A 21,117-nucleotide genomic window follows, 5' to 3' on the forward strand; every position below is an offset into this window, starting at 1 on the left:
GTAGATGGAGTCGTTCGCGATGCGGATGGCTTCGTCTTCGGAGCGATAGGTCATCACCGCCAGCACAGGCCCGAACACCTCCTCCTGGCATAGGCGCATGTCGCTGCGGCAGTCGACAAATGCCGTCGGTTCGTAGTAGAAGCCGCGTTCGAGATGTTCGGGCCTGTGCTGGCGGTGATGACCTATCGCTCCGAAGACGAAGCCATCCGCATCGCGAACGACTCCATCTACGGTCTGGCAGGCCTGGTGATGACTCGCAACGCCGCAAGGGGTTTCAACGTCGCGAGGCAGGTCAGAACCGGCACCATCATGGTGCAGACTGTGGCGCCCGGCGCCGACCTGGGAGCCAATCCGGGGGGAGGGCAGGGCCCCGGCTGGTCTCTACCGGCGCGCGGCATGTTCAACGGCGGGGGGCCGTTCGGCGGCTTCAAACAAAGTGGGCTCGGCCGCGAGCAGGGTCGCTGGGGCTTCGAGGAATACACCGAGCTGAAATCGATCACCATGATGTAGCCGCACCGCACTCTGAAAGGTCGCGTATTGGAATTTCTCAAAGACGTCCGTGTCCTTGAAGTGTCACTGTTCTCCGCGGATGCGCTGGGCGGGCATCTGGCTGACCTCGGCGCAGAGGTGATCAAGGTGGAGCCGCCTGGCGGCGGTGGTTTCCGCGGCGCGGTGGTTTCCGGCGGCGAGTTGCAGGACTCGCATTGGAATCGCGGCAAAAAGAGTGTGGCGATAAACCTGAAAACGCCTGAGGGTCAAGAGGCGTTTCGCCGCCTGGCCGCGACATCGGCGGTGGTGATCGACGGGCTTCGGTACGGAACCGCGCACCGGCTCGGCTTCGGCTACGACGACATCGTCGCCGTCAACCCGTCGGTTGTGTACTGCGTTCTCAACGGAATGGGCAGCTTCGGGCCCTATACCCGGTTAGCCACCCACGGGCTGTCCTTCGACTGTTTCGCGGGGTTGAGTCCGCCGATCATCGATGCGGATGGAACGCCACGACTTTCGGGGGCGGCGACAGGGACGACGGGTGTTCTGGCGGGACCGCTGTACGCAGCGATGGGCGTACTCGCCGCGCTGCACGCCGCCCGGCGCGACGGCAAGCCGCAGTACGTCGAAGTAGCGCAGGTCGATGCGGCGATCAATTGGAACTTTCAACACCTCACAGCGCTGGCGAACGGTCAACCGGCCTACGGTGAGGGAATCCGAGCTTCGCTTCGCTACCAGTACTACGCCACGAGCGACGGCAACTACGTGGTGTTCAACGCCCTGGAGGACAAGTTCTGGCGCAGATTCTGCGAGTCACTCGACAGGATGGATCTCTATGAACCGGGGCGCCGGAAGCCGGGGGAGGATGTCGAGGCAGAGGCCCGGCTGCGCGACGAACTGACGGCAATATTCAAGTCCCGCACACGCAGGGAATGGACCGACTTCTTCATCGCGACTGACATCGCCGGGGCACCAGCGTTTTTGGGAGCAGACCTGTTCGACGACGACCACACGAAGGCCCGCCGACTCGTCTACGAGCAGGCTCAGCCGGACGGGACGTCGCAGCAATTGATTGGGACGTGCATCAAGACCAAACCCGATGAACGATTTGCACCGCCAGCGGCGCCGCGCGTTGGGCAGCATACGGAAGAGTTACTCGGCGCCCTGGCGGGCTACGACGCGGCCGAAATGGAGCGCCTTCGTTCGTCGGGTGCAATCTGAGGTTTCATCTTCGGGTGATGCCTGATGGCGTTTCGGCTGATGGTTGACAGCTATGCGTCGGCGAGCGTGGCGGCGATCCGTTTGACAGCGATGAGCGATAAGTGTCGACGTCGAGGGTCGCTCACCAAATCAGGCCAGTAACGAAGCCGCGGTGTTCGAGGGGTGGTCCGGTCGCGTTGACCGATGACTTGCCCACGGGAGCCTTGAAAAGACAACGCATGTTGGCCTACGCTTGTTGTCACTATGATCGATTTTCCGCAAAGCGCTGCTTCCGCGATGACGATGCGAGCGAACGGCACCGATGACTAACCTGCAGATGATCTCTGATCGTCTCGAAATCGAGGCGTTGCGAAGTGATTTCACCGACGCAGGGGTGGCTCGTGACTATGACCGTTTCGCCTCGTTGTTCACGTCCGACGGTGCGTGGCGAATGCCGCACATCAACGCATTGTTCGTTGGTATGCGCGAGATACGGGCCGCGGTCGAACGCGGGCAGAGCCTGTTTGAGTTCTTCGTCCAAACGGTGCACTCAGGCCCGATCACCCTCGATGGCGATGAGGCCACCGGACGGGCCTACGTTGCAGAGTTCGGCCGGCTTATTGGTGGGGGTTCGCACTCCAACTATGGCGTGTACCACGATCGTTATCGCCGAACACGAGAGGGCTGGCGGTTCACCTCGCGCACATACGAACTGATCTACGTTGACACGACTCCGCTGCAAGGCGCTGCACCACCGCTAGCTTCGGACGGTTGGCTTTCACGGTGAGGATGAGCCACGGCTCCCAGCGCTGCGACCCTAGCCGCTGTATCCGTATGCGGCACCTGAAGGATGAAACATCTGCCATTCCTGGTCGTCATTTGCCTTATCTCTTTCGGCGGCGCCGCGTCGCCGAACGTCCATGTTGAAAGGAACGGTATGTGGCGAAACGCTGCAACTCCCGGCGGCGGATTCGGTCGACGTCTGCGCAGGTCGGTCACGGTGCTGGCCGCGGCGGCGCTGACCGCAGCCGCCTGGCTGGTCGGCCGGGCTGCCGGAGTGGACTACATCGCTGAAACACCGCTGGGCACTAGACAAGTGACGTTGGTACAGACAATTGCGGCAACGATCTTGGTTGGGCTTGCCGGCTGGGGTGTTGCGACGCTGCTGGATCGCTTCACGGCGTCGGCGCGGACAATCTGGACATCACTGGGCATCATTGTGCTGGCCATGTCGATTGTTCCGCTGTTCGCTGTTCGCGGTGATGCATCCAGCCAGATCGCACTCAGTGTCCTGCACTGCGTCGCCGCGGCCGTCCTGATTCCCGGACTTCTTCCGGCGCGTCCGCCCCTGGGCCATCAGCGGTTAGAAGCCTAGCCGCACGCAAGCGGCACGGCGCCGCGGTGGATGCCGTGCTCGGCGTCACCGTGTTTCGGAAAAGATCGGCAGCACATGTCGCGCCAAGGTGCGCATCTGATCGCGCAGTTCGTCGACGGTGTTGGCAACGAATAACAGTGCGGTCAGGTGGTCGAGGCCGGCTGACCGGTATGCGTCGACCTTTTCGATCACCTGATCTATCGATCCCACTAGATTCATCTCGAGATAATCGTCGATATCGACTCCCCTGGTCATGGTGGACGACAACGACTTTCGGAAGACGTCGAATGACGAGTTGAAGAACTTGTCTCGCGCCTCTTCCTCCGTGTTGCCGATACATACCACCGACTGCAGTGCCGTGATGATCGTGTCGGAAGGACGGTCGACGGATTCGGCGTATCGAGTGATCTTGGCTCGGCCCTCGGCAATCTTGCCGGGGCCGATCTTCGCGGGCAGCCACCCCTGACACAGCTCTGCTGCGCGGCGCAACGATCCTTCGGCATTGCCGCCGGAATAGATGGGCAACGGGTTCTGAACCGGTTTGGGATAGCTTTCGACGTCTTCGAAATGCACGTACTTCCCGCGGTAGCTGACGCGTGGCCGCTCCCACAGTTCGCGTATCGATTCGATTATCTCTCGGGTGAGATCGGCGCGGTTGGCGTTAGCGGCGTCTGGGCGCACCGCCTCGAACTCATCGCGGTAACCGCCCACCGCGACTCCCAAAGTCACCCGGCCTTGGCTGAGTTGGTCCAGCGTAGCCACTTGTTTGGCCAACAGCACCGGATCCCGCAAGGGGAGCACCATGATTCCGGTCGTCAAACGCAGCGTCGAGGTTCTCGCAGCGATGTTGGCGAGCGTCATCAGCGGTTCGAAGTAATCCGGGGGGTGCGGCCACGCCCTGCGAACGAAAGCCATGGTGCTCAAGTGGTCGTTGCCGCCGGCGTCGTGGTAGCCCAGCTGTTCGGCTTCCATCGCGATATCGATCACATCTTTGGCGGTGGCGAATGGCACCGGATGCATCATCCCTGCGGTACAGGTGGGCAGTTCTACGCCGAATCTCATGAAAGCTTCCGTCCATCAATGCAACTAATGCCTACAACTGTAGGCCAACGTGCGTTGGTATTTCAAGGGTCGGCCGTGTGCCTCATCGTGAACAGCGGTCATCACCGCGTGCGACGAGCTGTCTGCGTTTTGGTCTTTTTAACTTCGCCGCCGGTCACCGGCGCGTCGAGGTCGCCGACGAGATAGTGCTGAAGCACGGGCCCCAGTGTGGAAGCGAGCGTCTCGCCATCCAACTCGGTCACCGCCGGCAACTCGAGGATGTAGCGGCAGTACGCCACGCCCAACACCTGCGTGCTCACCATCGCCGCGCGCCGGCGAGCCTGACGCCCCCGGCCGACCAAGCCCTGGACGAATGTGAGCAGCTGCTGCTCAAAAATCAACCGGAACTGCTCTGCCGCGGCGCTATTCGTTCCAGCGGAGCGGAGCAGCAAGGTGATGAACTCATCAGATAGCGCGCCTTCCCAGCGCGAGATGACATGGTGAGCAAGAAGTTTTCCCACCTGCTCCCGCGGCAGTGCCGCGGCCTCGGGCAGGTGCAAATCGACGTCTACCGCAGCGGCGAACAAACCTTCCTTGTTCCCGTAGTACCGCATAACCATCGACGGATCGATGCCGGCCGCGGCGGCGACGGCCCGAATCGTAGTGGCCTCGTAACCGCGACTAGCCAGCATTTGCCGTGCTGCAGTAAGTATCGCGTTTCTGGTCTTTTCGGATCGCTGAGTGAACGCCATGCGAACAAGTGTAGGCCAACATCGTTGGCACTCATCGATCCGTGGAACGGCGCCGACCGAGCAGTGGACATCGGGTCCGCCCCCGGCGGTCCCTATGCGCCGCTCGAACTGGCGGCTATGCCGCTGCGCGCGTTGAGGATCCCATGCAACGATCTGAAGGCCCGCCATGCCTTCGCGATGCCGAACTCAGCCACCTGCAAGATGACAGCGCGAACCTGCTCTTCGGTGGCGCCGTTGTTCAGCGCGAGCCCTACGTGCAGCCGCAGGGAGTCATCAAGCGTGCCGTTGAGCACGTCGGTCGCAATGGTCGCGAGCGCCCGTTCGCGCACGGATAGTTCGGAACGCCCCCAACGTGCCTCGAACTGCTTGCTGTAGAAGGCCGCGAAGCGGTCGTCGAGGTGGGCTAGCTGTGCGGCGGCGGTTTCGTCGAAATCGACCGGCGAGTTCGGTGTCGGCGGATCGGTTACAGCCTCGTGGGAACCTTCTACTTCAGCCAGCGTCATCAAGGCCTCAGCCGCTGTGGGATAACCCGCGTAAGGAGCCAGATGACGGACGGCCTCCCGCAGGGCTGTCAAGCTGACGCCCTGTGACAGCGCCATTTGCACATGGGTCTGCAGCGGGAACCCGAGACAGTGCGCGCACAAGTCTGCAGCGAGAAATACAAAGGCTTTCTCACGCATCGTCAATTCCGACAAGCCCCATGCGTGCTGCCCCACCTCGACGGCCATCTTGGCGAAATCCGCGTCGAGCTCGGCGATAGCCTCCTGGTTGGTTAAATTCATTGTGCAGCTCCTAGTACTGGCTGGGCGGCCGCGCCGAACTTCGTCGGCAAGCCGAATAGGCGAATGCGCATAGCGTCGAAGAGCCGGTCGGGAGCCCAGCCGGCCAACAAGGCCAGCAGCCGCCCATCCTTACCAACCACGTAACGGGTGCGTGGACGCTTTTTTCCCAACGCACGCAGCACGGCGCGGGCGACGACATCGGGATCGCTGCCCGATCTCTCGCGTGCAAGCGCGCGATCGGTCATGGCTTGGTAGGTATCGCCATACAGTTCTAGATGCGCCAAGCTCATCTTGGACATCACTCGCTTGGCGTCTTCCTCGACTTTTGTCACCGCGTCGGTGTGAATCGACGCCGGTTCGATGAGGACGACGTGAATTCCCCAGGGGCGCAATTCCATCCGCAGTGACTCGGTGATCGAGGCGAAGGCCCACTTTGACGACGCCAACGGCGCGCCGAATGGCAGGCTGAGCCGATCACCGATCGATCCGATGTTGACGATCCGTCCTGCACCAGCGCGCAGTAGTGGGAGAAACGCCTGAGTGACCGCGACTTGCCCGAAAACATTCACTTCATAGATACGCCGTAGATCGTCCAGCGGGATTGCTTCCATCGGCCACGTCATCCCGATCCCGGCGTTATTCACTAACGCGGCGATCCCGTAGTCGCCCACCGAACCGGCTACTTCGGCAACGGCGGCGCCGATGGAGGTCTCGTCGGTGACGTCGATGAGCACGGGCACCAGTTGCCCGTCAGTACGGCTGGCTTCCTGGACCAAGGCATGCCCATCTTGCCTGCGCCGCACGCCGGCGAAGACACAGTACCCGTGCGCAGCCAGTCGCAGGGCGCACGCCCTGCCGATGCCGGAGGAGGTTCCGGTCACCACCGCCGTTGGGCGCTGAACCTGTGAATGTATGGGTCGTGTGCCACCTCGTATCGCCATGTCAACAACTGTAGACCAACGTGCGTTGGCCATCAAGTGTTGGCTTTGGTCCGCGCTCTGTGGGCTAAGAGCGTCCCAGAAGGTGCACGCGGCGACGTGGGCTCCCCTTCAACAGCGCAATCCTCAACGGGTAGCGAGATGCGTTCCGGCCCAAGGCGTTTCGGGATTCGCGGAGACCGTGAGAGCCGCTCATCCCCACCAGAACGACGTGGCGATCGCCACGTAGAGCGCGATGAGCACTGCTCCCTCGAACCAGGTCGACTCGCCGTCAAAGGTCACCAGCACCGCGACCAGCGCCGACATAATCATCGACGCCAACAGCAGTGGCGAAAACACCAGATCGAAACCGGGCTGGCCGAGCCATACCGCCGCCAGGCAGACGATGGGGGCGATGGTGAGTGCGATCTGGACGGGCGACTGGAGGACCACCTGAACCGCGTAGTCCATCTGGTTCTTGGCCGCCAGCTGAATGCCGACAAAATTCTCCACCGCGTTGCCGGCAATGGCCACGATCACCAGACCGGCGAACACCTCGTTGATGCCCACTGCATGCATCGCTGGCTCTAGGGCGGCGACGAACCATTCCGACACGAAGGCCGCACCGATACCGGCGAGGGCCAGCACGCCGATGGCCATCGCCAACGGCCACTCGCCGTGTGCCGTCGCGGCGCTGGCAGCTTCGGCCGAATCGGGGCTGGCCACTATGGGAGAGGTCGCTCTCGAGGGTTTATCACCAGCTTGCAGCGCCGAATCGGCGGCCCGCTTTCCGAGCGTGGCGGGCAGCGAGAGTGCGAACAGCGCGAGCATGACGATGGAGACGACGACCGACACCGCGCGTTCGTGCTGTTGCGCCGGGGTGTGCATCGCAGCGGTCAACGAGGGGACGGCCAGGATGAACACCGCGAGGGTGAACATCAGTCCGAGCGTGCGTCCGTCGTCGGCGGCGAAGCGCTGACGGCCGTGCCTGATCCCGCCGGCCACGAATGCCAGCCCGAGCACCAGCAGGGCGTTGGAGAGAATCGAGCCGACGATGGTGGCCTTCACCACGCCGTAAAGACCTGCCTTGAGCGCGAACAGGATGACGAACAACTCGGGCAGGTTTCCCAGCGCCGTCTGCAGTATCCCAGTGGCGTTGGGCCCGAGCCGGTCTCCGACCGCCTCCACCGAACGGCCGACCAGAGATGCCAGTGTGGCCAACGCGAGTGCGGAGATGGTGAACGCCAGCAATGCATTCGCGTGGGCGAAGTTGAGAACCCCGGCTGCCATGGACGCGATCACGGTGAGGGTGATCATGATGCGGTCGCGCCGGGTCAGCAGCGGTGGCCGTTCGGGATGGGTGGTCGTCACGCGCCTCTCCTCTGATCGCGCTGAAGTTTTCCACACCGAATGGTCGCGCCGAAACCACGCTGGTTCCGCTGCCGCGACCTCGACATACTGCCGAATCCGGGGGTCAACGCCATTCGCGGCGCGACGATGTGCCGCTTCCACGGTGGCGCAGCCGCCCACGTAAAGCGCGAGGCGCGCGAACGGCATGAGCGTGCCGCTGACCGGATGGCCAAGGAACTTCTAGGGATCGCCACTGACGGTCTCGCCTAACCGCGAGCGCAGCGAAAAGAGACTCATAATCCGTCGGTCGCGGGTTCGAGGCCCGCCCGCCCCACCGCAATGCGTTGTATGGCGTAGGCAGATGGCTGGCACATCATCACCGGCCGGCGGACGCATTCATCGGCACGCCGGAGCAGCTCGCCGATCATGTCGTCGCGTGGCAGGACGCAGGCGCGGCCGACGAGTTCGCGAGCGTGGGATCGACGCTGTCGCAGAAGATTACGACGTTCATCGACCAGGTCGTGCCTGTCCTGCAGCGGCGGGACCGAGTCCGTACCGAGTGCGCCGGGTCCACATTGCGCGATCACCGTGGGCCTGAACGACCGGCTAAACGGTCTGTTCCTTAAAACTCGTCGCGATCAACAACGAAGCGAACTTGACAGGCTTTGTGAATGTTGCCGGGGCGGAAGCCCACGACGTCGGTATCGACGACCCGGAGGCCCAGACTATTGAATATTGATTGCCACTCGCTCACCCGTTTGAACTGGCAACCGAAATTCATATCGACAAGCCCTTGGGCGACAGCGTTACCAAAGAAATCGATAAGCACGAGCGTCTGAAATTGATCGCGTACATCCAGCTTATTAAATTCGGTTAGCTCGATCTGCTCCGCTGCGACCCCTGGGGGTGCTGCGGGAACAGCATACGTGTCTTCCTCGATAATCAACCGCCGTGCCACACGCCGCAAATTTGTCAGCAATGGAATCAAGTCGGGTTCATCAACATGATGAAGGACGGTTTTGACGATCGCACTGTCGAACGCGTCGTCCGCATAGGGGACGTCAACGGGTGAAGCCATCTGCCGAAACGGCAGATGTGCGGCCTCAGCGCCGCGGTAGTCCATCACGTCGGTGGTGTAGCAGTCGAAGCCGGCGCGCGCGATCAGCGCAGCTAAATGACCGCGGCCGCTGCCGAAATCGAGTACTGTGCTGCCGTTGATGGCGTCTGCGAAATTGTTGAAGTCCTGCACCGGCTTACGCTGTGACTTATACGCCGAGTAGCCCTCGCTGAACCAGGAGCCGTCTCCCTCCGATGCGAAGAATCGTTCGTGCACCTCTTCGGCTGCTTCATAGAGTTCACACCCGTTAGCGGCTGCCAGTAAATACTTACGTGCGTCCTCCAGGGTTGAACGCACGTCGCCGGAATAATCTGGAAAATGGGATTTGTAACTTCTTTCCAGCACTGACAAAGTGAAGTTCAGGGCCGTGGTTCCGTGCTGTAAAGTGTCGTGAATGAACTCGTATTGAGCACGTTTGGTGGCTGTTGACACCAACAATCCTTTCGTCACGCATGCTTCAAACGCCTGACGCGGCATCGTCGGGTAGCGGCAGGCGGAGGCCAAAGCAACTAATTCAACGCCTTGTATCAGTACAACGCAAATTGAAGGTATTTAGCTAAAAGCTGACCCGATTCGGCTTTACAGCAGTGCTAAACACGCGTAGGGCAAAGAAAGCCGGCCTAATGGTGAGCCGCATTCTTTGCGCATGCCGCTTTAGCGAAAGCCGTTTGACGTGCGGTTCTCATCGCCGGCGACCCAAGTGCTTCGTCCGCCGCGGCCTGTCCAACGTCGAGCACCCTCGTTGACGGCAAACCTCGCGCGTGCCCGGGTACCTTGCGTCGCCGAGTATCAGGCCCTGGGATGCAATGGTTGAAACGAAGTGTCATGTGAGCCAGCGCATTTCGGAGAATGAATGTGGGCAGCGACACACCCTCCCGATGCTTGGACCCGGACCCTACTAGGGTGCTGCCTATGGCGGTGCTGCACGGCAGAAGAATCTTGTTCGACATCGATGGCACCCTGGTTGACTCAACCGCCACAGTCGAACGGTCCTGGGGGACGTGGGCCGAGGAATACGGCGTCGACTATGAAGAGGTACTCAAGGTCTGTCATGGCAGGCGGACCGAGGACACCGTCGCGCAATTCGTCGTACCGCACGACCGACTCGCAGCGACAGCCCGGCTACTCGCTCTGCAAGAGCAGGCTGATCTCGATGGTGTCCTGGCGCTACCGGGAGCACGCCGATTGCTTGATGCCCTGCCGCATAGTCACTGGGCTGCAGTGACTTCGGGGCCGCGCTCGTTGATGGCTGCCCGACTGGCGGCAGCGCGGCTCCCCGCTCCGAAATTGTTGATCGGTGCAGAGGATGTATCGGACGGCAAACCGAATCCCGAGAGCTACCTTAAAGCGGCCGCCGCGCTGGGCCTCGACGCCCGGGAATGCGTCGTCGTGGAGGATGCGCCCGCGGGCGTCGGCGCTGGGCGGGCAGCGGGGGCCCAAGTGCTCGCCGTCACGACCACTCACCACGCGACCCAACTGACAGACGCCGACATCGTCGTGGCCGATCTATCCTGCGTCGATGTCGAGGTCACCGAGATCGGTGTCGCCTTGCTGATCAACTAAAGCGGTAACGGCCCGCGCCGCAACGCAGGTTTAAGAACCGAGGCCGTCACTGCCGAGCCCGTAGGCAAAGCTTGACAAGAAGGACAGCAGCCAGCCTGAACGGTCTCACCTAATCCGACCACGAGGTGGAGGACGCGGGCCGGGTGAAATAGTGACTACGGATCGCGGGTATTCGGCTAGCAAGATGACGCAACTGTCCGATCGAAGTACCGACGAAATCGACCCATGCGTGCGTGTTTACGGGGCGCGGGTCCACAATCTGCGGGGAGTCGACGTCGTGGCGCCGCGCGACGCGCTCGTCGCGTTCACCGGCATCTCCGGATCCGGCAAATCGTCGTTGGCCTTCGGCACCATCTATGCCGAAGCCCAGCGCCGCTATTTCGAATCGGTCGCCCCGTACGCCCGCCGCCTGCTATTGCCCACCGGCGCGCCGAAGGTGGATGACATCACCGGGCTACCCCCCGCCGTCGCGCTGCAGCAGCGCCGCGGTTCGTCGACGTCGCGGTCGACGGTCGGCACCGTCACCACCCTGTCGAACCTGTTGAGGATGCTGTTCTCCCGCGCGGGGACCTACCCGCGGGGAGCCACGGAACGACTGGACTCCGATGCGTTCTCGCCGAACACCGCCGTGGGGGCGTGCCCGGAATGCCACGGGCTTGGCCGAATTCATCGGGTGACCGAACAGACGCTGGTGCCGGACCCGTCGCTGACCATCCGCGAAGGCGCCGTGGCCGCATGGCCCGGCGCGTGGCAAGGCCAGAACCTGCGCGACATCCTCGTCACGCTGGGGTATGACATCGACAAGCCATGGCACAAACTCCCCAAGCGGCAACGCAATTGGATTCTGTTCACCGATGAACAACCAACGGTCGAAATCGATCCGGGCCAACACCCCGTGCAGGCCGATTATTACTACAACGGCACTTTCTCCAGCGCCGAACGTCATGTCCGCCACACGTTGGCCAACTCCCATAGCGCGATGATGCGTCGGCGCGTGTTGCAATTCGTCGACACCGTCGAGTGCCCGGTATGCGACGGTTCGGGGTTGCGGCCCGAGGCGCTGCGGGTGACTTTCGCCGGGCGCACCATCGCCGACTACACGGCGATGCCGTTGGCCGACCTCGCTGATACGTTGCGCCCGACGGCTTCTCGGACCGACGCCGCCGCCGCGTACGAGTCCACGCAATCCGGTGAGCTGACCGAAGTGGCGACCATGATCGCCGCCGACCTCGTTGCCCGCCTGCAGGTGCTCATAGATCTCGGCCTCGGCTACCTGACGCTCAGTCGCCGCACGCCGACGGTGTCACCCGGCGAACTGCAGCGGTTGCGGCTGGCCACTCAGCTGCGCGCCGGCTTGTTCGGCGTCCTCTATGTGCTCGATGAGCCGTCGGCCGGACTGCACCCGGCCGACGCCGAACCGCTGCTCGACGTGCTCGATCGCCTACGTCGCGCAGGCAATTCGGTATTTGTGGTCGAGCACGACATGGATGTTGTGCGCCGTGCCGACTGGATCGTCGACGTGGGCCCGGGGGCCGGCGAGCTGGGCGGGGGTGTGCTCTACAGCGGGCCGGTGCCGGGTCTTGCCGACGTCGAGGAATCGGTCACCCGTCACTACCTTTTCGAGAACGCCGGCCCGGCGCCTCGCCAACCGCGCACGCCGTCCGGGCGGCTGCGGCTGGGCGGAATCTGCTTCCACAATCTGAGAGACCTCGACGTGGACCTGCCGCTCGGCGTATACACGGCGGTCACCGGAGTGTCCGGTTCAGGCAAGTCGACACTTGTCGTCAAGGTCCTCGGTGACGTCGTGCACAGCCAGCTCGGCACCGGACGAGCGGCCGACCCGGCCGAATCCGATGACGACGAAACCGACAGCGGCGTAGTCGATCTCGATCACGATGCGAGTGCCGGTGTGACGGTAGAAGGCGCCGAGCAGATCAACCGGCTGGTCTCCGTGGACCAGCGCCCGATCGGACGCACACCGCGCTCGACGCTGGCGACCTACACCGGCTTGTTCGACGCCGTGCGCCGTGAATTCGCCGCGACCCCAAAGGCGCGTCGCCGCGGTTGGACGGCGGGCAGGTTTTCCTTCAACGTGGCTGAAGGTCGCTGCCCCACCTGTCAGGGGGAGGGGTTCGTCTCGGTCGAATTGTTGTTCCTGCCAGGCACATACGGCACCTGCCCGGCGTGTCAAGGAGCACGTTACTCCGACGAGACACTCGAGGTGCGCTATCGCGACCGGACGATCGCCGACGTGCTCGCGATGACCGTCGATCAGGCCGCGAAGTTTTTTGCCGACGTCGCCAGTGCCGCGCGGAGCTTGACCACGCTGCAAGAGGTCGGACTGGGGTACCTGCGTCTCGGACAGCCCGCGACCGAGCTCTCGGGTGGCGAGGCGCAGCGGATCAAGCTCGCCGCCGAACTGCAGAGACCCCGCCGAGGGCATACCCTCTACGTCCTCGACGAGCCGACCACCGGGCTGCATCCCGCCGACGTCGATCTGCTCGACCGTCAGCTGCACCGCCTGGTCGACGCGGGCAACACCGTCGTGGTGGCCGAGCACGACATGCGGATGGTCGTGGGCGCCGACTGGGTGATCGACCTGGGGCCGGGGGCCGGCAGCGACGGCGGTCGGGTCGTCGCGGCGGGGCCGCCGCAGAAGGTGGCCCGCGCAAAACCCAGTCGCACGGCGCCCTACCTCGCGAAGCGGTTGGCGCCGTCCGTTACTTGCTGACGAAGTTATCGACGGGTTCAGGCGATCTGGACAGCCGCTTGTTCGAAGTATTGGTTGTAGGCAAGGTAGACCGGTTTCTTCCCGGTCCGCTCTAGAAACTCCTGGACTGCCCTGAACTCATGTTCCTGGGCGCCCGGATAGTTATAAAACTCATCAAACACGATGACGGTACCTGACACGATATTGTCGCCCAACAGGCTGAAAATCTCTTGCGTCGATGCGTAAATATCGCAATCTATATGCAGGAAAGCGATGGGAGTGGTTTTCAGAATTCGCTTTTTGAATTCCGGAAGGGTTTCGTGGAACATGCCCTTGACCAGAGCTACGTTATGGAGCACGGGCGGCATCCACCCCTCGGCGTTGGCCCGGAAAGTACCTTGGGGAACCGTGATATCGGTGCGGGTCCATCGTTCCGGAAGGCCGTCGAACGAATCGAATCCCCAGATGCGCTGTCCGGGGTTGAGCGCGGCAATGAAGTTGATGGTTCTTTCGGTGCACACGCCCATCTCCAAGAATGCGCCTCGCAGCGTCACGTGGTCAGAGCCGTATTTGAGCAATTCCGCATCGGTGTCGAGAGCTTCGGCATCGCCGAAGTGCTCGGCCACCATCGTCCGCGCTGTCGGCGATTCTCGATAGTCCTTGTCCATCGGGTAGAAGTTGAGGATTTGATGGCCGTGGTGCCATTCCTCGCTCACTATCGCATATTTACCAATTTGGCCCAATCGAATCCGCTGCTACACGGGTAATCTGACGCCACCGACGGCTCCATGCGCTCAACCTCCTCGCCGGAAGACGCAGCGTGATTTATCGGCAGCGTAGAGGCTTGGCAATCAATTCACGACGGATTGTGGAATCCCATCGGCCACCCGCGGATGGTCTCGATCCACGCGCTCGACGGCGAAACCCACGCTCGGCATCGCCGCGAACTGCCGTCACCGCCCACGACGCGCGGTCTCACTACCGCCGTGTGGCGACATTGCTGACGAGACACGAAAAATTTGATCCACCGTTGCGACCGTTAGCGCAGTACTCTTTTTGTGCCAGCATCTCCGTGAAGGAGAGGGATCGTGGGATCTCAGAGAGTCGTCGGTAGTCAGGCGGATCGGCTCCCGTTGGCCGCGCGGGCCTCAGCAGTGCCCGCGACGATCCTCGAACTAGGCGGTCGGTATCCGGGGGCCGCGGTGTTGTTCGCGGCGCCGCTGACGGTTGCCGGCATTTGGGGGATGGTCACGCGCCCGTCGTTGGCATTGCCGCTGGTGCTGCTGGCCGGCGTGGCCTTGGTGTTGATCGATTTCCTGGCGGGCCCGTACCGGGTGGCCGAGCAAAAGGCGCGGGTCGCCGGCGCCCAGAAGCCGAGCCGTCAGCCGATACTGAACCAGCCCAGGATGCAGTTCACACAGACGCCGCCGCGGCAGAAGGTAGAACCCCAGGCAGGGGTGCAGGCAGAAGCCGCCGCCGCTCAGGCGCTGGCCGCGGAAGCCGAAGCGGTGGCCGCCGAGGCGCGGGCCCGCGCCGACGCTGCCGCAGCCGAAGCCCTGGCCGCGGAGGCCGAAGCGCTGGCCGCGGAAGCCGAAGCCCTGGCCGCCGAGGCGCGGGCGCAGGAAGAAGCGGCCGCGGCCGAAGCGCTGGCGGCCGAACCCGAGGCGGTGGCCGCCGAGGCGCGGGCGCAGGCCGAGATCGCCGCGGCGGAAGCGCTGGCCGGCGAGGCGCGCCAGCGGGAGCGGGCGCGCGCGGAAGCCATCGCTGCCGAAGCGCTGGCCGCGGAGGCGCGCAAGCGGGCCGAAGTCGCCGAGGCCCACGCGCTGGCCGCCGAGGCCCGCAAGCAGGCGAAGGCCGCCGAAGCGCACGCGCTGGCCGCCGAAGCCCGCAAACGGGCCAAAGCCGCCGAACCGGAAGCCTTGGCCGCCGAGGCCCGGGCGCATGCGGAAGCCACCGAGACCCAGGCCCTGATCGCGGAGGCCCGGGCGCGGGAGCTGGCGCGCGCGAAGGCCGCCGAAGCCGAAGCGGCGGCCATCGAGGCGCGCAAGCAAGCCGAAGCCGCGGAAGCGCAAGCGCTGGCCGCGGCGGCGCGCAAGCGGGCCGAAGCCGCCGAAACCGAGGCCCTGGCGGCCGAAGCGCGAAATCGGGCAAAGGCCGCCGAGGCCGAAGCGCTGGTAGCCGAGTCGCGGGCGCGCGCCGAAGCCGCCGAGACGCAGGCCGCGGCTGCCGAGGCCCGGGTACGGGAGCGGGCGCGGGCCGAAGCCGCCGAGGCCGAGGCCCTGGCCGCCGAGTCGCGCGCACGCGCCGAAGCCGCCGAAACGCGAGCCCGGGCCGCCGAGGTCTGGGCGGGAGCCGAAGCCGCCGAGGCCCAAGCTCGGGCCGCCGAGGCGCGGGCGCGGGCAATCCGGCTGCGGCTGGAAGCTGATGCCAAAGCCAAGCGGCAAGGGAACAAACCGTAGGCGAAAGTGCTGTCCTGTCCGCCCGCGGGTCGAAAGATTTGGGATCGGTAGCGAACCCGAGCCGGTGCGATTGCCCATGCAACGACAACGCAGACGACAGCGACCAGGAGAACCCACCATGAAGCGAACACTCACCGGAGCACTGCTGTCGGGCACCGTGGTCCTGGGAAGTCTCGGGCTGGGCACCGGTGTCGCCCAGGCCGACCCGGGAACGGGCATCTGTAATCAGTTGGCCATGTGCAGCTACATCTGGTGTCCCGGGAGTCCGCTGCCGATGCCGGACGTTGTATGGGACATGAACACGTGCCACCACTACTACGGCGGGAGCCTCGGACATCCGGGGACCGAGGGGGGCATTCAAGTCGGCGCGCACATTCTGGAGGGGGACCCGTCCCCGGCGAACACCTGTAACGGATCCCCCATCTGCTTGCCCGGTCTGTAAGAGGCCCTGACCTGTCGACGTGTGGAAAGCCGGCGCCTGGGTATCTTGGCGAGCGTATGTCTACAGCTCGAACGCAACCGGATCAGCGCGAACTCGACGGCGTCCTGGGGACCATCGACGCCATCTCCCAGGCCTTCGCGGCCAAGATCGTCGGGCAGCGCGAACTACGCGAGTCGCTGCTGATCGGCCTGCTTGCCGGCGGCCACATCCTGCTCGAAAGCGTGCCGGGCCTGGCCAAAACCACCGCCGCCAAGGTGCTCGCCGAGTCGATTCACGGCCGGTTCCAACGTATCCAGTGCACGCCCGACCTGCTGCCCAGCGACATCATCGGCACCCAGCTCTACGACTCGGCGACCAACTCGTTCGTCACCCAGCTCGGTCCGGTGCACGCCAACATCGTGCTGCTCGACGAGATCAACCGGTCCAGTGCGAAGACGCAGAGCGCGATGCTCGAGGCGATGGAGGAGCGGCAGACCACGATCGCCGGGCAGGTGCACCCGCTGGCGGATCCCTTTCTGGTCATCGCCACCCAGAACCCCGTCGACCAGGAGGGCACCTATCCGCTCTCCGAGGCGCAGACCGACCGCTTCCTGCTCAAGGAGATCGTGCGCTATCCCTCCCCGCAGGAGGAGGTGGAAGTCATGATGCGGATCGACGCCGGCGTCTACGACAAGGGGCGCCCGGCCCCGCCGGTGGTCAGCCTCGACGACGTGCTGCGCCTGCAGGACGTGGTGCGCCACGTCCACATGGACCGCGCGCTCATGCTCTACGCCAGCCAGCTTGTCGACGCGACGCGTCACCCCGAGCGTGCGTTGCCCAAGCAGATCGCGCGCCTGGTCGAATACGGCGCCAGCCCACGCGCCACGATCGCGTTCTGCAAGGCGGCCCGCGCGCAGGCCGTGCTATCCGGGCGCGCACACGTGCTGCCCGAGGACATCGCAAAACTCGCCCACCGGGTGCTGCGGCACCGACTGATCCTCGGATTCGAAGCGGCCAGCGCCGATATCACCGCCGAGGTCGTGGTCGACGCCGCGCTGCGGGCCGTCCGGGTCCCCTAGGGGCCACAGGGCCATCGTGGGCAAACATCTCAACCGGGCGAAAGCCCACTTCGGCACCGACACCCGCGGTCTGCTCGAAGGTGGGCGCTACGCGCTATTGCATACGCGCAGCATGGAATTCGACGACCTGCGCCCATACGTTCCCGGCGACGACGTCCGCGACATCGACTGGAAGGCGTCCGCGCGCTCGGGCGGCGTGCTCATCAAGCGGTTCGTCTCCGAAAAGCACCACAAGATCCTGCTCGTCGCCGACGCCGGCCGCAACATGTCGGCGCTCGCCCCGAGCGGAGAGTGCAAACGCGATGTCGCCGCGCACATCATGGGCGCGGTGGGATTGATCGGCCTACGGCGATCCGATCAGATCGGCATGGTTTACGGTGACCGCCGCGGCTGTGTGAACATCCCGCAGCGGCGCGGCGAGTCGCACATCGAGGGGCTGCTGCACCGCTGGTATCAGCACACGACGGCCGGCCCCGGCCGCAGCGACATCGCCGCCCAACTCGATTACGTCGCAACGCATTACCGGCACACCATGCTGATCATCGTGGTGTCGGACGAACCCGAGGTCGACGACCGACTCGGTGAAATGCTTACCAGGCTGACCGGGCGCCACGACATCATGTGGGCGATGGTGTCGGACATGCCCGCCGTGGGACCCGACGACACCGACGGATATGACGTGGCCACCGGACGCTTCGTCTTGAACGGCGCCGACCTCGGACCGCGCGTCGTTGCCGCCTACCGCCGCGCGGAGCGGGCCCGCCGCGCCCGCCTCGATGCCTTCCTGACCGCGCACGCGATCCCGCACGCAATTGTCGCGGGCAGCAACGACATTCGGCGCGAACTCGTCCGCCTGACCGAGGTGGCCGCTCGTGCCGGATGATCTGCTGCGCCATCTGTTCGGTCCACAGCCCTACTCGCCGTGGTGGCTGTGGCTGGCCGTCCTAATGCTCCTCGCCGTCATCGGTTGGTATGCGGGTGTCTTCGTGTGGACGCTGCCGTCGCAGCGGTTGCGGCGCATCCCCGTCGTGCGGCGGATGCATGCCCGGGTGATCCGCCGCCGGTTCGCCCGTCGCGTACAGGGCATCGCCGAGGAGCACGACGCCGGGCAGATCTCGGCGCCGGCGGCGTGCGCCGCGATCAGCCGAACGGTGCGCAGCTTTCTGCATCAGACGACCGGGGTGCGGGCCCAATACCTGCAAGTCGGTGCCATGGCCGACGCGAACCTCGCCGGGGCCGCACCGCTGTTGACCCGGCTCGGTGATGCGCAGTTCAACGCCGAGTCACGAGTCGACGTCGCCGACGTGAGCGCGCGGGCGCAGGAGTTGATCCGGTCGTGGACCTGAGGTGGTGGCCGGTAGCGGCCATCGGCGCGGCCACCGTTGCCGCGGTGGTCGCGCTGGCGGCGCTGCTTCCGATGACCGCGGCTCGCCGGCGGCTACGGCCGCTGGCCAACATCGCACGGCTGACCCGGTTGCCCGAGTACGCCAAAATCGCTCGGCTGCGGTCCCTCTCGACGATCGTGACCCTGGTGGTGCTGACGGTCATGTTCGGCGCCGCAACGTGGGCCGCGGCCCGTCCGAGCGTGGCGCGCAACGACTTCGACGCCGCTCACCCCGAAGACATCATGGTGTGCGTCGGGCAACCGGTGGCCGATGCGGCCACCGCCGAACTGCTCGACTACTTCGCGCGCCAGGCCGCGGCGTCACCTCAGGCGCAACGCATCGGCCTGACATCGGTCAACCGCCGCGTGGTGCCACTGACCCGCGACCATCAGTACGCCGCGGCGCAATTCGCCGACTACCTCGGCGCCCATCAGGCCCACCCGTCATTCGCCCCGCCGGTGCCGTACTCGGACTACGCCGCCAGCGTGAATGACGTTCTGGCGCTGTGCCTCTCAGGATTTCCGTCCACCGAGCATCCCAATACGCACCGGCGCTCGGTGATCTACCTTGGACCGTCGGATCTACGTGCCGCGGCGGAGCAGCGCGCCGTACTGTTCGCCGATGGCAGCGTTCGGGCCCTGGCCCAACGGACCGGGGCGCAGATCAATGTGATCGACACCGCCCCGTCGCCGGCGAGCGGTTCCCTGGCCGCGCTCACCCGGCAGACCGGCGGCGGGTACGCCGCGGCGGGCACGACGTCGGTGACCACGGCGCTCAACGGGATTCGGGCGCACGCCCCGCCGGCGCGCACGGCCGACGGCGCCGTGGTGACGGCGGACTTCCGGGACGCGCCGGCGGTGCCTCTGGCGATCGCGCTGCTGTCGGCGGCCGTGCTCTCGGTGGCTCTGTTGGTGTTGCGCCGATGACGTTTCAACCCCTGCTGCCCGGGCCGATCCTCGCGGTCGTCGCCGGTGCCCTTGCCCTGGCCCGCCTGGTGGCGCTGTGGCGGGTGCTAGCGTCGGCGGGAAGCCGCCGCCGCCGCGCGGTGCTGCGCTGGACGGGCGTGACCCTGGCGGTGCTGCTGCTCATCATCGCGACCACCCGCCCGGCGCTGCTGAACGACAACCGCCAAGACGCGACGCCGGCGGCCGGCGCGGCTCTCAACGTGTTCCTCGTCGTGGATCGGTCGGCAGACTCGAATATCGAGGACTACGGCAACGGCGAACCGCGGATCGCGGGGATGCGCGACGACATCGCGGCATTGACCAAGCAATACCCCGCGGCGCGGTTCGCGCTGATCACCTTCGATTCGAAGGCCTCCCTCGATTGGCCGCTGTCCGAGGATGTTTGGAGTCTACGACCGACCGTCGCGGCGCTCGGTTCGAGTAACGCAGGTCGCGACGCGAACGCTGGAGCGGCGGACAACGTGCTGCGCTACCAACTGATCCAGGCGACGCAGCAATATCCGGGGTCGCGAAACGTGGTGCTCTACTTCGGTTCGGGTGCGCCCGGATCCCAGGCGCCGCAGGACGACTTCACCGTCATGCGGGGGACGGTGAGCGGGGGAGCGGTGCTGGGATACGGCCGCAGCGACGCGATCGACGAAGCCGAATTGCGCAGGCTGGCAGCACAACTCGACATTCCCTACGTCCACCGGGATCGTGGACGGCCCTTCCGGCCGGACCTGCCCGATTCACCGCGCCGCGTCGAGGCCGACCGGATCGAGCTGTATTGGTTGCCCGCGCTGCTGGCGGCGGGGCTGCTGCTCGCCGAGATCTACCTTTCGGTCCGAGAGTTCCGGCGGGGCCGGATCGCCCGACGGGACTTGGTGTCATGACGCGCAGACCGGCGCGCTTGCGGCTGCGACGACGCCTTGTCATCTACTCGGCCCCGCTGACCGTCCTGGCGCTCTTGATCGCCGTCAAACTGATCTCGGTTGCCGTGGTGGGGCATTGGGCCGCTTCCTCTTTCGCCCGCGGCGATGGGAGCGCGGTGCGAGCCGACGCGGCGATTCTCGGCGTGGCCAACCTGGTGGAACCGGCGAAGGCGCCGTTCGCCGCGGGCGCCGCTGCCGTGCTCGACGGCCGACTCGAGGACGCCGACGCCCACTTCGCCGACGCGCTGGCCCGCAGCGGCACCGCCGGCTCATGCCCGGTGCGGGTCAACCTCGAACTGGTCCGCGAAACTCAGGGCGACCGGGCAGCGGCGGCGGGGGACCGCGTACGCGCCGACGAACGCTACGCGAGTGCGCTGGCCGCCGTCGACGCCGCGCCGGGCGGCTGCTTTTCCGGCAACGCCGACCCGGACCCGCAACGGCGCGCCATCCGTGACGACGCGGCAAACAGGTTGGCGGTTAAGAGAAGTGCGCTCAACGCGCCGCCGGAAGCGCCGCCACCCCCGCCACGGCAACCGAGATCAGTTTGACGGCGATCAAGAGCGCCAGGACGGTCAGCGGGGCCGAGTAGATGACAAGGCGT

The 21,117-nt window shown here is 65.0% G+C and carries 22 protein-coding genes; 14 read left to right on the plus strand and 8 right to left on the minus strand.

The features are described 5' to 3' along the window. Positions 1 to 291, minus strand: a 291-nt coding sequence (locus A5624_RS27570) for an aldehyde dehydrogenase family protein (protein WP_231998460.1), incomplete at its 3' end; no start/stop codon positions are given. On the opposite strand from A5624_RS27570, the gene A5624_RS29130 reads away from it, so the two are divergent. The 4 genes from A5624_RS29130 to A5624_RS18355 all read left to right on the plus strand — a co-directional run bounded on the left by A5624_RS29130 (position 175) and on the right by A5624_RS18355 (position 3,064). Next, positions 175 to 510 carry an aldehyde dehydrogenase family protein gene (locus A5624_RS29130; protein WP_231997828.1) on the plus strand — a complete coding sequence of 112 codons (336 nt, stop codon included), beginning with the start codon at positions 175 to 177 and terminating at the stop codon, positions 508 to 510. The two genes, A5624_RS27570 and A5624_RS29130, sit on opposite strands and share 117 nt — an antisense overlap. A gap of 27 nt (positions 511 to 537) precedes the next feature. Next, on the plus strand, positions 538 to 1,710 hold the full coding sequence (locus A5624_RS18345) for a CaiB/BaiF CoA-transferase family protein (protein ID WP_066868971.1): 1,173 nt from the start codon (positions 538 to 540) through the stop codon (positions 1,708 to 1,710). Positions 1,711 to 2,011: 301 nt separating this feature from the next. Beyond that, on the plus strand, positions 2,012 to 2,476 hold the full coding sequence (locus tag A5624_RS18350; protein ID WP_066868974.1) for a nuclear transport factor 2 family protein: 465 nt from the start codon (positions 2,012 to 2,014) through the stop codon (positions 2,474 to 2,476). 63 nt (positions 2,477 to 2,539) lie between these two features. Continuing rightward, on the plus strand, positions 2,540 to 3,064 hold the full coding sequence (locus A5624_RS18355; RefSeq protein WP_156749075.1) for a DUF6069 family protein: 525 nt from the start codon (positions 2,540 to 2,542) through the stop codon (positions 3,062 to 3,064). A gap of 45 nt (positions 3,065 to 3,109) precedes the next feature. Here the strand turns inward: A5624_RS18355 and A5624_RS18360 are convergent, their stop codons facing one another. The 6 genes from A5624_RS18360 to A5624_RS18385 all read right to left on the minus strand — a co-directional run bounded on the left by A5624_RS18360 (position 3,110) and on the right by A5624_RS18385 (position 9,455). Next, positions 3,110 to 4,126 (minus strand): LLM class flavin-dependent oxidoreductase, encoded by a 1,017-nt coding sequence (locus A5624_RS18360; RefSeq protein ID WP_066868980.1) that lies wholly within the window; start codon positions 4,124 to 4,126, stop codon positions 3,110 to 3,112. Between the two features lie 101 nt (positions 4,127 to 4,227). Further along, the gene (locus A5624_RS18365; protein WP_066868983.1) at positions 4,228 to 4,857 is read right to left on the minus strand and encodes a TetR family transcriptional regulator; all 630 of its coding nucleotides are present in this window, start codon (positions 4,855 to 4,857) and stop codon (positions 4,228 to 4,230) included. A 92-nt stretch (positions 4,858 to 4,949) separates the two neighbouring features. Next, positions 4,950 to 5,639 carry a carboxymuconolactone decarboxylase family protein gene (locus A5624_RS18370; RefSeq protein WP_066868986.1) on the minus strand — a complete coding sequence of 230 codons (690 nt, stop codon included), beginning with the start codon at positions 5,637 to 5,639 and terminating at the stop codon, positions 4,950 to 4,952. After that, on the minus strand, positions 5,636 to 6,580 hold the full coding sequence (locus A5624_RS18375; protein WP_066868989.1) for an SDR family oxidoreductase: 945 nt from the start codon (positions 6,578 to 6,580) through the stop codon (positions 5,636 to 5,638). Before A5624_RS18375 ends, A5624_RS18370 begins: the two co-directional genes overlap by 4 nt. Before the next feature lie 189 nt (positions 6,581 to 6,769). Further along, on the minus strand, positions 6,770 to 8,113 hold the full coding sequence (gene cax / locus A5624_RS18380; RefSeq protein ID WP_232002278.1) for a calcium/proton exchanger: 1,344 nt from the start codon (positions 8,111 to 8,113) through the stop codon (positions 6,770 to 6,772). Positions 8,114 to 8,528: 415 nt separating this feature from the next. Continuing rightward, positions 8,529 to 9,455 (minus strand): bifunctional 2-polyprenyl-6-hydroxyphenol methylase/3-demethylubiquinol 3-O-methyltransferase UbiG, encoded by a 927-nt coding sequence (locus tag A5624_RS18385; protein ID WP_197518992.1) that lies wholly within the window; start codon positions 9,453 to 9,455, stop codon positions 8,529 to 8,531. 480 nt (positions 9,456 to 9,935) lie between these two features. Here A5624_RS18385 and A5624_RS18390 point away from each other — a divergent pair, with 480 nt between their 5' ends. Both A5624_RS18390 and A5624_RS18395 read left to right on the plus strand, forming a co-directional pair. Further along, positions 9,936 to 10,586 (plus strand): HAD-IA family hydrolase, encoded by a 651-nt coding sequence (locus A5624_RS18390; RefSeq protein ID WP_066868994.1) that lies wholly within the window; start codon positions 9,936 to 9,938, stop codon positions 10,584 to 10,586. A 184-nt stretch (positions 10,587 to 10,770) separates the two neighbouring features. After that, a complete protein-coding gene (locus tag A5624_RS18395) occupies positions 10,771 to 13,317 on the plus strand; it encodes an excinuclease ABC subunit UvrA (RefSeq protein WP_066869001.1) in 2,547 nt (848 codons plus the stop codon). A gap of 17 nt (positions 13,318 to 13,334) precedes the next feature. Here the strand turns inward: A5624_RS18395 and A5624_RS18400 are convergent, their stop codons facing one another. Further along, complete coding sequence (locus tag A5624_RS18400) at positions 13,335 to 14,012, minus strand: TylF/MycF/NovP-related O-methyltransferase (RefSeq protein WP_066869007.1); 678 nt, start codon at positions 14,010 to 14,012, stop codon at positions 13,335 to 13,337. Positions 14,013 to 14,384: 372 nt separating this feature from the next. Between A5624_RS18400 and A5624_RS18405 the strand changes: the two genes are divergently transcribed. The 8 genes from A5624_RS18405 to A5624_RS18440 all read left to right on the plus strand — a co-directional run bounded on the left by A5624_RS18405 (position 14,385) and on the right by A5624_RS18440 (position 21,064). Further along, positions 14,385 to 15,755, plus strand: coding sequence for a hypothetical protein (locus A5624_RS18405; protein WP_156749077.1), 1,371 nt, complete (start codon positions 14,385 to 14,387; stop codon positions 15,753 to 15,755). A 118-nt stretch (positions 15,756 to 15,873) separates the two neighbouring features. Continuing rightward, positions 15,874 to 16,197 carry a hypothetical protein gene (locus tag A5624_RS18410; RefSeq protein WP_066869013.1) on the plus strand — a complete coding sequence of 108 codons (324 nt, stop codon included), beginning with the start codon at positions 15,874 to 15,876 and terminating at the stop codon, positions 16,195 to 16,197. 56 nt (positions 16,198 to 16,253) lie between these two features. Beyond that, positions 16,254 to 17,255 carry a MoxR family ATPase gene (locus A5624_RS18415; protein ID WP_066869016.1) on the plus strand — a complete coding sequence of 334 codons (1,002 nt, stop codon included), beginning with the start codon at positions 16,254 to 16,256 and terminating at the stop codon, positions 17,253 to 17,255. A gap of 16 nt (positions 17,256 to 17,271) precedes the next feature. Continuing rightward, positions 17,272 to 18,138, plus strand: coding sequence for a DUF58 domain-containing protein (locus A5624_RS18420; RefSeq protein WP_066869019.1), 867 nt, complete (start codon positions 17,272 to 17,274; stop codon positions 18,136 to 18,138). Further along, positions 18,128 to 18,601 (plus strand): hypothetical protein, encoded by a 474-nt coding sequence (locus A5624_RS18425; protein ID WP_066869022.1) that lies wholly within the window; start codon positions 18,128 to 18,130, stop codon positions 18,599 to 18,601. Before A5624_RS18420 ends, A5624_RS18425 begins: the two co-directional genes overlap by 11 nt. Next, positions 18,592 to 19,566: a hypothetical protein gene (locus tag A5624_RS18430; RefSeq protein WP_066869025.1), complete on the plus strand. Its 975-nt coding sequence runs from the start codon at positions 18,592 to 18,594 to the stop codon at positions 19,564 to 19,566. The genes A5624_RS18425 and A5624_RS18430 overlap by 10 nt, the downstream gene beginning before the upstream one ends. After that, on the plus strand, positions 19,563 to 20,477 hold the full coding sequence (locus tag A5624_RS18435; protein WP_066869028.1) for a vWA domain-containing protein: 915 nt from the start codon (positions 19,563 to 19,565) through the stop codon (positions 20,475 to 20,477). The genes A5624_RS18430 and A5624_RS18435 overlap by 4 nt, the downstream gene beginning before the upstream one ends. Continuing rightward, positions 20,474 to 21,064, plus strand: a complete 591-nt coding sequence (locus tag A5624_RS18440) for a hypothetical protein (RefSeq protein WP_197518993.1) — start codon at positions 20,474 to 20,476, stop codon at positions 21,062 to 21,064. Before A5624_RS18435 ends, A5624_RS18440 begins: the two co-directional genes overlap by 4 nt. Positions 21,065 to 21,117: the final 53 nt, after the last annotated feature.

The sequence above is a fragment of the Mycobacterium sp. 1482292.6 genome, from assembly GCF_001672995.1.
GTDB classification, from domain to species: Bacteria; Actinomycetota; Actinomycetes; order Mycobacteriales; family Mycobacteriaceae; genus Mycobacterium; species Mycobacterium europaeum_A.

What these genes read in the sequence shown, in the direction of transcription:
- A5624_RS18390 (WP_066868994.1), top strand. Translation starts at nt 9,936, where the DNA reads ATGGCGGTGCTGCACGGCAGAAGAATCTTGTTCGACATCGATGGCACC.
- A5624_RS18410 (WP_066869013.1), top strand. Translation starts at nt 15,874, where the DNA reads ATGAAGCGAACACTCACCGGAGCACTGCTGTCGGGCACCGTGGTCCTG.
- A5624_RS18360 (WP_066868980.1), bottom strand. Translation starts at nt 4,126, where the DNA reads ATGAGATTCGGCGTAGAACTGCCCACCTGTACCGCAGGGATGATGCAT.
- A5624_RS18395 (WP_066869001.1), top strand. Translation starts at nt 10,771, where the DNA reads ATGACGCAACTGTCCGATCGAAGTACCGACGAAATCGACCCATGCGTG.
- A5624_RS18365 (WP_066868983.1), bottom strand. Translation starts at nt 4,857, where the DNA reads ATGGCGTTCACTCAGCGATCCGAAAAGACCAGAAACGCGATACTTACT.
- A5624_RS18355 (WP_156749075.1), top strand. Translation starts at nt 2,540, where the DNA reads ATGAAACATCTGCCATTCCTGGTCGTCATTTGCCTTATCTCTTTCGGC.
- A5624_RS18375 (WP_066868989.1), bottom strand. Translation starts at nt 6,580, where the DNA reads ATGGCGATACGAGGTGGCACACGACCCATACATTCACAGGTTCAGCGC.
- A5624_RS18350 (WP_066868974.1), top strand. Translation starts at nt 2,012, where the DNA reads ATGACTAACCTGCAGATGATCTCTGATCGTCTCGAAATCGAGGCGTTG.
- A5624_RS18435 (WP_066869028.1), top strand. Translation starts at nt 19,563, where the DNA reads ATGACGTTTCAACCCCTGCTGCCCGGGCCGATCCTCGCGGTCGTCGCC.
- A5624_RS18415 (WP_066869016.1), top strand. Translation starts at nt 16,254, where the DNA reads ATGTCTACAGCTCGAACGCAACCGGATCAGCGCGAACTCGACGGCGTC.
- cax (WP_232002278.1), bottom strand. Translation starts at nt 8,113, where the DNA reads ATGCCGTTCGCGCGCCTCGCGCTTTACGTGGGCGGCTGCGCCACCGTG.
- A5624_RS18440 (WP_197518993.1), top strand. Translation starts at nt 20,474, where the DNA reads ATGACGCGCAGACCGGCGCGCTTGCGGCTGCGACGACGCCTTGTCATC.
- A5624_RS18370 (WP_066868986.1), bottom strand. Translation starts at nt 5,639, where the DNA reads ATGAATTTAACCAACCAGGAGGCTATCGCCGAGCTCGACGCGGATTTC.